The organism is Clostridium sp. TW13, assembly GCF_024345225.1.
GTDB classification, from domain to species: Bacteria; Bacillota; Clostridia; order Clostridiales; family Clostridiaceae; genus Inconstantimicrobium; species Inconstantimicrobium mannanitabidum.
This window is the reverse complement of the sequence record NZ_BROD01000001.1, coordinates 4,485,877-4,500,410: the sequence shown is the minus strand read 5'-3', so window position 1 is coordinate 4,500,410 and position 14,534 is coordinate 4,485,877. Positions and strand designations below refer to the sequence as shown.

Here is a 14,534-nt window from a genome sequence, read left to right as displayed (position 1 = left end):
CCCCTATTCATATTTCAATTCTTGTATAATTGAAAGTTTTCTACTCTTAAATAAAACTGGTATTGTTGCTAGAAGTATCAAGGCTAAAGATATACAAAAATATCCTGGCACTGACTTCAAATCTAAAACTATTTCTAATGGCATACTTATTACCTTCAAACATCTACTAATTAATGATAGTCCAAGATAACTGTATGGTACTGCTATCGCCATTGCCCATACTACTGAGAGAACAGATTCTATTAACAACATAAGTGATCTGTTTCCTTGTGGCATACCAACTGAACTTAATACTGCAAGTTCTCTTTTTCTTTGTAGGAATCCTATAATAATGTTATTTAATACTCCTAAAGCTGCAATAAAAATAGCCATATATGAGAATATACTAAGAATATTTATAACCATTTGATTTGATTCTGCATTTTGCTTTTCCATCTCTGCTTTAGTTATTGCTGTTGCACCAAATTGTTTTATTGTTGGCAATAATTCTTTTTTAACCTCAGCTGCATCCTTATTAGTTTTAAACATAATTTGATCTGCTTCTTTAAAGTTAAAATCCTTCTTCAAGACCTCATTTTTCATAAAGATTACGAAACCATCTTGATATAACTTTCCATCAATAGATCCTGCAATTTTAAAATCTTTCTTTATATCATTAATATTTAAGGTAATTGTATCTCCAACATTTTTACCTAATTTATCTTTAAGTTTATCAGTTATGATAAGTTCTCTTTCTGATGATTTTGCAAATCTATCAAACATATCTTTGTTTTTATCACTATTAAAATCTAAATATTGATTATAATCTCTATACTTAGAAGCATCTATCCCTTCAATTCCAGCAAACGTATTTCCTATCTTTGTAGATGCTTGCATTGAAATTTGTATACTATCCTTATTTACATCCTTATTTTCTTTTATCTTTGCAAGTAATTTATCTGTAGTATTTTGACCTTCTACTCCTTCTATGGTTTGAATTCCACTTACAGTTATATCTGAATTCATCTTTGTATAAGCTTCAGTAACTACATTCTTCAAACTTGTCCCTGCAGATGTTATCATCATTATAGACAATACAGACACTATTATAAGAGTTATGTTACCTAACAATACTTTTGAAGTCCTTAAGTTGTTTAAAGCAAATACTACTGTCTTGCTTCTTCCTCTGAATAATTTATATAAAACATTAGTTAATATATCAACAAGCTTTGGATACATAAGAACCAAGCCAATCACGGATACTATTACAAACACTCCACTAAGAGCATATGCCCACTTAGCATCAATGAAGTTCACTCCTAATGATATACCCAATAAAATTACTCCTATTATAAATTTTCCCCAACCTATTGTCATAGATATATTTACATTGTTTAAAATAACTTCTTTAACCTGCAATTTTTTAATCTTTCTAACAGGAATTAATGCTGATACTAATGATAATAGTATTGCAAATACTGCTCCAATCACTAAGTAATATGGATTTATTTCTACTTTATCATATATTCCATATGCTTTAAGAGGTGATACTAAATAGTTAATTAAGTACAATCCACCTACTCCAAGAGCATTTCCAAAGATTGCCCCAACAATTCCATATCCTATACTCTCTAAATATAATATCTTCTTTATAGTTCCTGTTGTAGCTCCTTGGCTTAAGAAAGTTCCTATTACTGATAATCTTTCTGTAATGGTCAATTTAAATGACCCATATATTATGATTCCACTCATAAATACAACTATAATTAGCATCACATAAAGTACTGATGTAAATGAACCTAATTGGCTGTTTACCGCTTCCTCATCAAATAACTGTTCTGCTATAAACTTCGTATTTTTATCATTAAATTCCTTTATACTATCTTTAACATTGTCCTTAGCTTTGTTTGCTAATACTAAGTTATATTTTCCTTCAACCTTTAGCTCCTTAGAAATATACTCATAAGGTACTAATACTCCGAAGGACTTACTTTTATCTGAATAGAAGATTCCTTCATTTGAACTGATACCAACTATCTTATACTGTTTCTTCACGCCTGCCATATAAAATTCTAAAGTATCATTAACCTTTAAATTTCTATCCTTACTTACTCTTTTAGAAATTATACAGGTTTCCCCTTTTAAGTCACTTATATTTCCTTCTAATATTTTAGTTTTGTCAATATATTTATCTTCCCTAGCATGTAAAGCTAAGTTAATTCTTTCATCATCATTAATTACACCACTTAATCTTATTTCACCTTGTACATTTTTCACCCCAGCTTCAGTCAAATCTGATGTGGAAATAAATACTTGCTTCTTATCTTTTGGAGTTATATATATTTCCTTTCCATCAAAAGATGCTAGCATTGGTTTAACAAAACTATTCATTGCTACCTTTATGGCACCTGTACTAGTCACTAATAATCCAGTACTTAAAGCTATTGCTAAAATTAATAAACAAAATCTACCTTTTTTCTCTGTCATACATTTTACTACATATTTAAAAAATATCTTCACTTTTTAACCCCCTTTGCATTTCTAATTCTATCCAAAACTCATTTATTTTATATTAATAAAACCTTAATTATTTCTTAAGATTATATCATTAATTTCTTAACTTTACCCTCTAAAATTCAGTAAACGTAAACATAATATTTCCCAATGTATATACGCTTCATTGAAAATATGGTAATATTTATATTATGAATTCGTCTATTTTTTACGGAAGGATTATTCTTATAAAATCATTAATATATAACGAACTTTAAGGGGATTCAATATGAAAGAATTTTTTTCAATGACAATTTTATCTTATCTATTGTATATTCTTAACATCCTATATTGCTTAGTACCAATGGCTGTTCAAGTTATTGTTGCATTTCTTATTGAGAAAAAGAAAATATTTAAAATTGCTATTATGGTTTTTCTTACTGAAGGTTTTGTAGTACCAATAGCACTAATGATCTACGATATATTTAATAGTCTTCATAATTATTCAGCCACTCTAGGAATTTCACACGTTGTTATCTCCCAAAGTTTTAAGTTTAATATCTTGTATAGTCTAGTAATGTTTATCGTACTAATAGTAATCGGATTTTTTTCATACAAGAATATATATGGGAAAATGAACTTATCCAGGAGCGTGCAGCCGTTATCTCCAACTTAAAGAAGTTGGAGTGTTACGGATGCTAGCTATCGGATAAATTGGGTGCTTTGATATTGGGTTATTTAAGTAATATTACAGTTATGGTGTTCATGATTTTCAAATTTAGTATAATTGTAAATTCTCTTTAAAGAAGGAGTGTAGAATGAATATTATAATAATACTTCCCATTGCTATTATCATAGGTATTGTTGTTCTAATCTTAGGATTATGGAATATAAAATTTACTGAAGAACATAATTATCAATGTAACAAGTGTTCTCATGTATTTGAAATCTTCGGAAATAACCTTGATTGCTTTAGTATTCTCACTAAACTATATGTAAGATGTCGAAAATGCGGCAAATACTCTGCTGTAAAGATTATAAAGAAAGAACACAGAGATTTAAAAGGAGATTAAAAATGGGGATTGAGAGAAAATTTAAAAGAAGTAGATGGTATAAAGGAACAACTTTTATAGATAAGCAGATTTATTATTCTAGTGGACACAAAGTATTTTTAGCTTTCTATGGCACACTATGTGCCTTGTTACTAACTGGGATTATCACTCTTTTGTTCTCACTTATAACAGATAATAAACTTAAAAATCCAGATGGCTACATAATTACAAGTATATTGATATCATGCTTTTCTTTAATGCCTTTATATGGCTTTACACTAATCTTCAAATTGTTGACTAAGAGAATAACTTTATCTGTAATTGATGGAAAGGTAATTCTTCATGGAGCAATAACAACTAAGATTATACGAATCACAGATATTGATGTGATAAAAAAAGCTAACACCAGACAAGATGCTATTTTGATAAAAGCAATGAAAAATAAAAGTGTTAATAGCCATTCAAAAATGACTATCCCTGAATTTTGGTTTGCTAAGGAAGACTTATTAAAGTTTATTGAAAGTCTAGAAATTCAAAAGATAAATAGAAAAATTAAGATTGATTTATAGTGATATTTTGATAGAAGTTGTCTTCAACTTCTATCTTATATATATATCATATCTATTACTTGTATAGTACTATTCCATAATAATGTTGGTGGACAAGTTACAAAAATCAGACATTTTTCTACCAACATTTATGTGGAACAGTTCTATATACAACCTTATAAATTTACACAATACTGACTTAGATACTACAATATAAATTTTTCAATAACCTCTGCTACTCCATCATTATCATTATCTGATGTTACATATTGAGCTATATCCTTAAGTTCCTGAATAGCATTTCCCATTGCAACTCCAAGACCTGCATAAGTTATCATTTCAACATCATTAGCTTGATCCCCTATACATATTATCTCTTCTTTTTTTATTCCTAGCTTGTCCGCTAAAATTTTTACACCATACCCCTTATTACAATCTTTATCCATGACTTCTAAAACTGTTGGCATAGTTTTTACCAAATTATATTCACCGCAAAATTCTTTTGGAAATTCACTCATCTTTTTTGAAAGTATTTCTTCAGTCTGTGAAAATAATATCTTTGTAATCTCATCCCCTGCCTGAATATCAGAATCAAAATCAATAATTTCAACAGGATTTCCAACATATTCTCTTTCGAATATTGTAAATTCATTTTCTTCTTCAGCAATAGTTCCTTCATGAGTGTATGCTATCATATTAAGTCCAAGTTTTCTGCTTAAATCACGTGCTTTTATTAAATCTTTCCCACTTAATCCTTTATAAAAGATACATTTAAAGTCACTGGTTCTGTATATAGTTCCTCCATTATTTGCAATAAGGTACTGATTTTTTCCTACTAAATTAACTTCTTTTAAAAAAGCATCTACTCCTTTAAGTGCCCTTCCAGATGTTATAACAACATTAACACCCTTTTCTATAGCCCTTTTTATTGCCTCTTTATTTACCTCTGAAATAACTCTATTGCTATTTAATAATGTCCCATCCATATCAACTGCTAACAACTTGTACATATTACCCCTCCTGAAATTTTTACTTTAGTAGTTATTAATTAGGTATCCTCAATCATAGCTAGAATTATAACTAATTTTGAAGATACCTAAACATATAAAGTATTACGCTAGGCATTCTCCCTATAACGCTACATTATACCATTTGAAAATAGTTCTTATATTTATATCACTTGTTATCATTTGTTATTGTTTAATATTATTTTATATTATTTGATGTTATTATTCAAGACATTTTATAAATTTCAATAAAAATGCTATAATACTATGAAAGATTAACACTAAATGATAATGATTGATGAGGTGGATGGATGTTTACTGAAGAAAGATTAGAACAAATTCTACATATGCTTAACAAAAATGGCAGAGTGAAAGTAAAAGAACTAAGCGAACACTTTAATGTTTCAGAAGGTATGATTAGAAAAGATTTGCAAAGATTAGAAGGCGATGGAGTTCTCAAAAGGACTTATGGGGGTGCCATTCTAAATAGAACCCTTTCTAAAAACAGTTCTATAACTACTAGAATGAGTGAGCACTTAGATAGTAAGGATTTAATCTCTAAAAAAGCTTTTGACCTTATAATAGATGGAGATGTGATTTTTTTAGAAACTTCAAGTATAAACTTTCTATTAGCTAAATTAATAGCTAATAGCAATAAACACATAACCCTAATTACTAACATGGCAATAATCCCCCCCCTATTTAGTGACAATGAAACTGCTGAGTTAATATGCATTGGTGGTATATATAATAAAAAACATGGTGGAGTTTTTGGCTCAGAAGTAATTAAGAATATCTCTAAATATATGTTTAGCAAATGTTTTCTAGGAAGCTGCAGTGTAAATTTAACTGCAAATTGTGTAGGTACTATGGAGTTAGAAGACGGCAATCTAAAGGAAACTATAATTGCTAATAGCAAAGAGGTGTATTTACTTGTTGAAAATGAAAAATTCACTCTAGACAGCACTTATAGATTTGCAACCCTACAAGAATTTGATGCTATAGTAAGTGACTCAGAAATTTCAGATGAAATTAAACATGAGTTAAAAAGATTAGATGTTAAACTGATATAATCTTAAAAAATAATTATTAACTCTTCTATTAATAAATTAATTACAGATTGCAATAAAAAAAACGGAGCTAAATTTCTTTAGCTCCAAATCTGGGATTACACTAATAAAAAGTGTCTTATATATTTATATTAATAATATAGTTAACGTATTAATTATTGTTCCATTATGATTTTCTTAGCATTTAAGATTGATGTAGCACTCATTGAGAACTCATCTAAACCATATTCCACAAGTGTTGGTATAGCTGTTTCATCTCCAGCCATTTCTCCACACATTCCTACCCACTTACCTTGAGAGTGAGCTCCATCTATTGTCATCTTAATTAATCTTAATACTGCTGGGTGCATTGGGTTGTATAGGTATGATACCTTTTCACTCATTCTGTCTGCAGCCAATGTATATTGAATTAAGTCATTTGTTCCTATTGAGAAGAAGTCAACATGTTTAGCTAATTCATCAGCGTAAACTGCTGCTGCTGGGATTTCAACCATGATACCCCATTGAATTTTTTCTGAGTATTCTTTTCCTTCAGCCTTTAATTCAGCTTTACATTCTTCTACTACTTCTTTAGCTTGTAAAAATTCTTCTAATCCTGATATCATTGGGAACATTACGCATAAGTTTCCGTATACAGAAGCTCTTAATAATGCTCTTAATTGAACCTTGAATATTTCTTTTCTGTCTAAGCAAAGTCTTATTGCTCTGTATCCAAGGAATGGATTCATTTCTTCTGGTAATGGTAAGTAAGGAAGAGTCTTATCTCCACCGATATCAAGTGTTCTTATAACAACTTGTTTTCCTTCCATTTTTTCAAGAACATATTTGTATGAATCATATTGTTCATCTTCTGTAGGTGCTTGATCTCTATCCATATATAAGAATTCTGTTCTGAATAGACCAACTCCGTCTCCACCATTAGCAAGAACTTGATCTACGTCAGCTGCCTTACCTATGTTTCCACAAACTTCAACTCTCTTACCAGCCTTAGTTACTGTCTTAACATCTATAAGTTTCTTTAATTCTTCTTGTTCTGCTCTGAATTTTTCTTTCTTAGCTTCATATTCTGCTAAAACTTCTGCTGAAGGATTGATGATTACATCTCCTGTTATACCATCAACTATAACCTTATCTCCTGTTTTAACTGCTTTAGTTATATCTCCTAAACCAAGTACAGCTGGAATTTCTAAAGTTCTAGCCATGATAGCTGCATGAGAAGTTCTTCCACCTATGTTAGTTATAAATCCTACAACCTTGCTTCTATCTAATTGAGCTGTATCTGATGGTGTTAAATCATGAGCTACAACTACTGTATTTTCTTCTGTTATTGCAAAACCTTCTCCGCCTTTTCCAGCTAAGTTTGCGATAATTCTCTTTGAAACATCCTTAATGTCAGCTGCTCTTTCTCTCATATAAGCATCTTCCATTGATTCAAAAATCATAACAAAAGTATTTGTTACATTTTCAACTGCTTTCATAGCATTTATTGAGTTGCTATCTACTTCTAATTCCATAGCTCCAGTAAATTCTGGATCATCAAGTAGTGTAATATGGGCTTCAAAAACTTCTGCCTTTTCTGCTCCCATTGATTCTACTGCTTTAGCTTTTATAGCTTCTAATTGAACTCTTGATGCTTCTAAAGCTTTCTTTAAATTTTCTTTTTCTGCTGCTATATCTTCAACTTTTTTATCTGTTATAACTATTTCTTCGTGTTCTTGTATGAATACTGTTCCAATTGCATAACCCTTAGATGCTGCAATACCTTTTTTTATCATAATTCATATTCCTCCTTAGACATATCTATAAAAATAAACTGTAAAATATTTTTCTCACAATTGCTCATTAATATTATAAGCAAATACCGTGCCAACTTTTTTAGATTTAGATAAATTTATTTTTATATAGCACTCTCACTTGAATTTTCCTTGTGAATTTTTAATATTTATCAATGATTTTATTATCTCAAAGTGCATTATCTATTATTCATATTCAATAACTTAATAATTTCTTGATACTTTTTATCAACACATTCTATTTTCCCAATATATTTTTTTATGTATATTCTATAATATGTGTTATAATCAACATATATTTAACATTGATATTTTTTATCATACAATAATTAAATTGATATTTTTTATCATAGAGAGGTATTTATGCTTACAAAAGAAATTGAAATTTTAGACTCTAATGGTTTGCACACTCGTGTAGCTGCCATGATTGTAAATAAGGCATCACAAATATCTAGTAAATATGGAGCTAAATTATACATAAAAAAAGAAGACTTTACTGATTGGCTCGGTATAAGTATGCTAGCTCTAATTTCATTGAAGATTGGAACTTCTGAAAAACTTCTACTAGGTGCAAAAGAAGAAAATGAAAATAACGAAATGGCTTTAAATGAGCTTATTTCTTACATTGATGAGAATATTAATAATAGCCCAAATAATTCTATCAGTATGAATAAGATTGATAAATTTATAGAAGAAAGTAAAATCGTTACTGACCAAATAATAAGTGAATCACCAATAGGCATTATAGTTATCGATTTATATTCAAATATTATAAATATAAATAAGTATGCTTTGAATATTTTAAATCTTAAAGAAGAAGAAACTTTAGGAAAACCTGTTAATAAAATAGTTCCTAACAGCTCCCTTCCTAAAATTCTGGACTTGAAATGTGAAGAACTAGGAAAAATTCTTTATATAAACAACAAAACTTGTACAATTAATAGAAGTCCTTTATTTATGGACAACGAAGTTATTGGAGCCATGGCTGTATTTCAAGATGTATCTGAATTGGTAGGAATAAAAGAAGTTAATGAAAAATTTCAAAAAATATTATCGTCTTCCCATGACTTAATATGCTTTGTAAATCCTGATGGAACAATTAACTATGTTAATCCTGCATATAAAAAGCAATTTTCTATTAATGATATGCTTATTGGTAAATCTGTGTATGATATCTCCCCCAATGGACTTAGAGCTTCAGCTCTGCGAACAAAGGAAAAAGTTGAAAATATTCTTCACACTAAAGATGGAACTGATATTTTAACCACTGTTGAACCAATTTTCATAGATGGAGTATTTAACGGAATTATTTCTACATCCAAACCTGTTAATGAAATAAAAGAACTTATGAGCAAACTTAAAAAATCTCAAGAGGAGCTCGATTTCTACAAAGATGAACTTTTAAAACATACATCTTTAAAGGGTTCATTCAAAAATATTATATCTTCCAGTAAATCCATGGCAGATGTACTATTCATTTGTGAAAAAGCTGCTAAAACCACCTCAACTGTACTGGTTCACGGTGAAAGTGGGACAGGTAAAGAACTCATTGCCAGTGCAATTCATAACAATAGCTCTAGAAAAGACAAACCGTTTATAAGAGTAAACTGCGCTGCCATTCCAGAAAATCTGTTAGAAAGTGAACTCTTTGGATATGAAAAAGGAGCTTTTACTGGAGCAGTAAAAAGTAAACCAGGTAAGTTTCAACTTGCTGACGGAGGTACAATCTTCTTAGATGAAATTGGGGATATGCCTCTTGCCATGCAGGCAAAACTTCTAAGAGTTCTACAAGAAAAAGAAGTAGATAGCCTAGGCGGCTTAAAACCTCAAAAAATAGATATAAGAGTTATTGCTGCAACAAATAAAGTATTATCAGAAATGATAAAAGAGGGCACTTTTAGAGAAGACTTGTACTACAGATTAAATGTTGTTTCAATTAACATTCCTCCATTAAGAGACAGGAAAGAAGATATCCCTTTATTAGTTGAACATTTTATAAGTAAAATAAATGGACATCTTTCAACTTCTGTGCAAGGAATAAATAATGATATTCTAAATCAGCTCCAAGCTTATTCTTGGCCAGGCAATATAAGAGAACTTGAAAATATAATTGAGAGGGCCATAAATTTATGTGAAGGAAGTACCTTAACATTTAGAGATTTTCCTTCATATATTTGCACCGCTTTAGATGAATCCATAACTTCTGCTCCTGTTAACCTAATAGATCTATCTAATGGAGATTTACTAACATTTGAAGAATATGAGAAACAAATTATTCAGTTAGCAATGAAAAAATATAAAAGTTATAATAAGGCTGGAAAAGTACTTGGCTTAACTCATAGAACAATATCTTTAAAGTGCCAAAAATATGGTATAGAAAAAGATTTGTAAGCATACAAAAAATATTTTTATTTCTTTAAAAATCATCATCAAATCTTAAATAAAAAATGTCATTGGACTGCTACTGCCCAATGACATTTTTTCACAAATTATTTTTATAAATCATCTACCAAAACAGCAGCCTTTGCATAAGCTGTTGATCTTGCTTCAAAGAAATCAGTTTTTACTGAGTTTGCATCTGAATGAATGTTAACCCACTCTGCTGGGTTCTTATCAAAGCCTTCATAAAGAGGTTCTAACCCAATATCCTTAAGCCTCATATTTCCAAGATATTTGATATAGCTTTCAATTAAGTTCTTATTTAGCCCTTGTATTTTATCCCCTATTACATAATGTCCCCAAGCAATTTCATGCTCTACTCCAACTCTTATAATTTCTCTAAATTCACTCTTAAGTTCATCTGTAAACATCTGTTGTTCTTCTTTTTGAATCTCTTTAATAATATTTCTAAATAGCCATAAATGAGTGTTTTCATCCCTATTGATATATCTTATTTCTTGAGCTGAACCTGACATCTTGCCATTTCTCTCTAAGTTATAGAAAAACATAAAGCCAGAGTAAAAATAAATACCCTCAAGCACATAGTTTGCCAGTATAGCTCTAAGCAAGTTTTCACCATTAGGCTCATCAATAAACTTATTATATTGCTCACCTATAAATTTATTTCTTTCTAACAAGTGCTTATCATCTTTCCATTGAAATAAAATTTCATTTCTCTTTTCAGGAGAGCAAATTGAATCAAGCATATAGCTGTAACTTTGTGAATGTACTGCTTCTTGAAAAGCCTGAATAGTTAAACATAGGTTTATCTCACTTGCTGTTATATAATTATTTATATTTCCTAAATTAGCTGTTTGAATTGAATCTAGGAAAATTAAAAATGATAATATCTTATCATAAGCAGTTCTTTCTTCTTCATTTAGCTTAGGATAATCTTTTAAATCTTGAGACAAATTCACTTCTTCAGGAATCCAAAAGTTATTCATAGCCTGCCTATACCAATCTGCTGCCCATGTATATTTCATGTTATTAAAATCATTTAAATTTGTAGTATTTCCATTTACAACTCGCTTTTTTGATGTCTCCGTGTCTCCAAACTCATTAAACAAGGGTTTTTTATTAACCTTCATTTTGCCTCTCCTTATTCCTTACTAATTTTTATTTCTAAGGCATCTGCTAATAAATAAGTTTATATACTAACAGATAGCCTTGTTTATTTTTTAATATGCCTAAAATTCTAGAGCTTTATAAATTCCTTTTGCAACACCTGCATTATCATTTGTATCAGTTATGTATTTTGCTATTTCTTTAATTTCTGGCATAGCATTACCCATGGCAAAAGATACAGGGAATTCTGTAAATAGTGAATAATCATTAAAACTATCCCCAAAAACAATAACTTCCTCTTTTTTTATCCCCATTTTCTCCACAACTTCGGATAAAATTATCCCCTTTTGTGCTTTTACATTGTTTACTTCAATGTTAGTTGCAAAGGTAGACGCTACTGCTAAACCATCTATAGTCTTTAAATTATTTCTAAGTTTAGTAACTAACTCTACATCTTGATGAAATGCTAAAATCTTTCCTATCTCTACTTCTGACTTAAGGAAATCATCTATATCAGTAATATATTGAAGTCTGTTAAAGTAAGGAAGTTCTTTTGCTTGCTTCGTAGCTTCCTCAAAAGAAATACCTGGTTCAAAAGACATGATTCTGTATGTAGCTCCTTCTAAAGCTTTTTCTTTTGTTTCTGTAGTAAATGAGCCCTTATTAGTATATATTTCAACAGCTATACCAGCCTGCTGCATCATATTTATAATTTGTTTTGCCTTATTTTTATCTACATTAATTTGCTCTAATATGTTTCCTTTTTCATCACGATATTCAGCACCATTCATAAGTATACATTGGCACTGTAAATCCCAAGCTTTAATTAGCGGTTGCACATCATCATATTTTCTTCCTGTGGCTATAACGAAGGTTACCCCTGCTGCCTCTGCTTTTCTTATAGCCTCTATGTTTTCTTTTGATATTACATGTTTATTGTTAAGTAGTGTTCCATCCATATCTGATGCAATAAGTTTTATCATCATGTTCTCCTCCTGTAATCCATTCTCTATTCTATTTAAAATATAATTATTTTTACAAATTAATTCATATATAAACTTTCATTTTCTTTAAGTATACTATAATTTAAACTCTATTTGTTATTAAGAACTAAAAAGATGCCTCACTCCTATGTTAGTTTGGTGTGAGACATCTTTTTAACTTTAACTCATCTTTAAAAACAAGTAAGTCCATATGCTATCCTGTTTGACTTTATACTGACTTCGCCAACAGAACCCTTAGATAGCTCGCTACCTAAAAATATTAACCATTTGAACTTGCTGCTTGTTTTCACATACCTTATACTCTAAAACCAGAAGTTATAGCTTTTAGCTTTTGAGCCATCTCAGATAATTGCTCTGAGGTACTTTCAATTTCACTCATAGTGCTAAGTTGCTCTTGTATGCTTGCACTCATATTTTCAGTACCCTCTGCTATATCATTTGAAGTTGCAGCTATATTACCTATTGCTGTTTCCATTTCCTTTGTGCTTGCTGCTTGTTGTTGATTTGCTTCATCAATACGCTCAATATCATTTACGATATTTTGTATATTCTTAATGATATTATTTATGCTTTCGCCTACCTCTGAAGCTTTATGTACTCCAACTAATACCTTCTGTTCAACAGTTTCTACTGAGTCTACAGCAGAAGCTGATTTAATCTGATTTTCATTGACAAGCTGAGCTATTTCTGAAGCTGCACTGCTACTTTCATCTGCAAGCTTTCTAATCTCTTCTGCAACTACACTAAAGCCTTTACCTGCTTCACCTGCACGAGCAGCTTCTATAGCAGCATTTAAAGCTAATAAGTTTGTTTGTTCTGATATTGAAGTTATTATCTTGATTATATCACCTATCTTTTTAGATGATACATCTAGGTCTTTGATTATAGATGAAACTTCTTTTGATGAAGAAGCTATATCTGTTATTGAAGAAACTACTTCTGATATCTTCTCTGCCCCATCTTGTGCTGATTCCTTAGCTTTTTTACTATTAATTGTAGTATTTTTACTAGCACTTGAAGTTGATTCTGAGAACATTGCTATTTCTGCTAAACTTGCATTAGTTTCTTCTGAAACTGCAGCAGCATCTGAAGTACTTGAAGATATTTCTACTATTGTACTTGATATTCCCTCTAGTGTTTTTGTTGTTTCTCCTGTTGCCGTACTTAATTCTTCACTTGAAGAAGCTATAGTTTCAGCCGATTCAGCAACATCTTTTATGATTACTTGAAGTTTATCTACAAATAAATCAAAGCTATTACTTAATTGACCTATTTCATCCTTGCTATCATAACCTATTCTTTGAGTTAAATCTCCACCGTTACTAGATATCTCTTTTAATTTTGTTGTAATTCTCTTTACTGGTAAAGTTACTGATCTTATTATTATTACAGATAGAACTAATGATATAACTGCACACACAACAACTACAGCACCGATTATACATATTGTCCTAGCATAAACTGCCTTACTCTCATTGTATGTCTTTGTTGCATTAGCAACTTGCTTGTTAATAATTACATCAAAAGAATCTACCACTGCTTTTCTTGCAGAATCATAAGTTTCCATATCACTTTTAACCTTAGTCATTGTTTTACTTGATGTTCCTGATGGTTGTGCCCCAGCAGCTGGTCTTTCTTCTGTAGTTCCAGCACCATGCTTCTTAATAAATGAATCCTTTGCTGTTATAAAAGCTTCATAATTCTTAAGCAATGTTGCATATTCCGAATTTCCTTTATACTGCTGCAATTCTTTTGTGGTTGCTGTTGCACGAGCCTCAAGATCTTCTTGTATGGTCTTTTTATCTGCATCAGTATCTGCATTCATGATTGAACTTGATTGTGATTTTATATATTCAATATTAGCCTTTAAATTCTCTAGTTTTACAATTGGAGTAAGCCTCGAATCATTTAATTCTATAAGCTTAGAATTAACTACAGATACTTGGCTGACTGCACCGATACCTACTGCCACTAAAAAAATTAAAAAGCTTAATGAAAGCACTCCTATCTTTAATGAAAGTTTCATGTTCTTAAATAAATTCATGTTTTTAACTAATTTCATGCAAAATTCCCCCATGTTC

General features: G+C 30.2%; 11 protein-coding genes. 5 read left to right on the top strand and 6 right to left on the bottom strand.

Annotated elements, in window-relative coordinates:
- Window positions 1-3 precede the first annotated feature (3 nt).
- The gene (locus OCU47_RS21065) at window positions 4-2,499 is read right to left on the bottom strand and encodes an ABC transporter permease (protein ID WP_261830518.1); all 2,496 of its coding nucleotides are present in this window, start codon (window positions 2,497-2,499) and stop codon (window positions 4-6) included.
- A 262-nt stretch (window positions 2,500-2,761) separates the two neighbouring features.
- Between OCU47_RS21065 and OCU47_RS21060 the strand changes: the two genes are divergently transcribed.
- From OCU47_RS21060 to OCU47_RS21050, 3 genes are all read left to right on the top strand, one after another.
- A complete protein-coding gene (locus OCU47_RS21060; protein WP_261830517.1) occupies window positions 2,762-3,148 on the top strand; it encodes a hypothetical protein in 387 nt (128 codons plus the stop codon).
- Window positions 3,149-3,290: 142 nt separating this feature from the next.
- Window positions 3,291-3,545, top strand: a complete 255-nt coding sequence (locus tag OCU47_RS21055; RefSeq protein WP_261830516.1) for an FmdB family zinc ribbon protein — start codon at window positions 3,291-3,293, stop codon at window positions 3,543-3,545.
- A 2-nt stretch (window positions 3,546-3,547) separates the two neighbouring features.
- Entirely contained in the window at window positions 3,548-4,093 is a 546-nt protein-coding gene (locus OCU47_RS21050) for a hypothetical protein (protein ID WP_261830515.1), read from the top strand.
- Between the two features lie 185 nt (window positions 4,094-4,278).
- Here the strand turns inward: OCU47_RS21050 and OCU47_RS21045 are convergent, their stop codons facing one another.
- On the bottom strand, window positions 4,279-5,082 hold the full coding sequence (locus tag OCU47_RS21045) for a Cof-type HAD-IIB family hydrolase (protein ID WP_261830514.1): 804 nt from the start codon (window positions 5,080-5,082) through the stop codon (window positions 4,279-4,281).
- A 308-nt stretch (window positions 5,083-5,390) separates the two neighbouring features.
- On the opposite strand from OCU47_RS21045, the gene OCU47_RS21040 reads away from it, so the two are divergent.
- Window positions 5,391-6,152 (top strand): DeoR/GlpR family DNA-binding transcription regulator, encoded by a 762-nt coding sequence (locus tag OCU47_RS21040; protein ID WP_261830513.1) that lies wholly within the window; start codon window positions 5,391-5,393, stop codon window positions 6,150-6,152.
- Between the two features lie 152 nt (window positions 6,153-6,304).
- On the opposite strand, the gene ptsP is transcribed toward OCU47_RS21040, so the two are convergent.
- On the bottom strand, window positions 6,305-7,921 hold the full coding sequence (gene ptsP, locus OCU47_RS21035) for a phosphoenolpyruvate--protein phosphotransferase (protein WP_261830663.1): 1,617 nt from the start codon (window positions 7,919-7,921) through the stop codon (window positions 6,305-6,307).
- Between the two features lie 384 nt (window positions 7,922-8,305).
- Between ptsP and OCU47_RS21030 the strand changes: the two genes are divergently transcribed.
- A complete protein-coding gene (locus OCU47_RS21030; RefSeq protein ID WP_261830512.1) occupies window positions 8,306-10,333 on the top strand; it encodes a sigma 54-interacting transcriptional regulator in 2,028 nt (675 codons plus the stop codon).
- 104 nt (window positions 10,334-10,437) lie between these two features.
- On the opposite strand, the gene OCU47_RS21025 is transcribed toward OCU47_RS21030, so the two are convergent.
- The 3 genes from OCU47_RS21025 to OCU47_RS21015 form a co-directional block, all read right to left on the bottom strand.
- Window positions 10,438-11,472, bottom strand: coding sequence for a ribonucleotide-diphosphate reductase subunit beta (locus OCU47_RS21025; protein WP_261830511.1), 1,035 nt, complete (start codon window positions 11,470-11,472; stop codon window positions 10,438-10,440).
- 99 nt (window positions 11,473-11,571) lie between these two features.
- Window positions 11,572-12,432 carry a Cof-type HAD-IIB family hydrolase gene (locus OCU47_RS21020; protein ID WP_261830662.1) on the bottom strand — a complete coding sequence of 287 codons (861 nt, stop codon included), beginning with the start codon at window positions 12,430-12,432 and terminating at the stop codon, window positions 11,572-11,574.
- 316 nt (window positions 12,433-12,748) lie between these two features.
- Window positions 12,749-14,515, bottom strand: coding sequence for a methyl-accepting chemotaxis protein (locus tag OCU47_RS21015; RefSeq protein WP_261830510.1), 1,767 nt, complete (start codon window positions 14,513-14,515; stop codon window positions 12,749-12,751).
- Window positions 14,516-14,534: the final 19 nt, after the last annotated feature.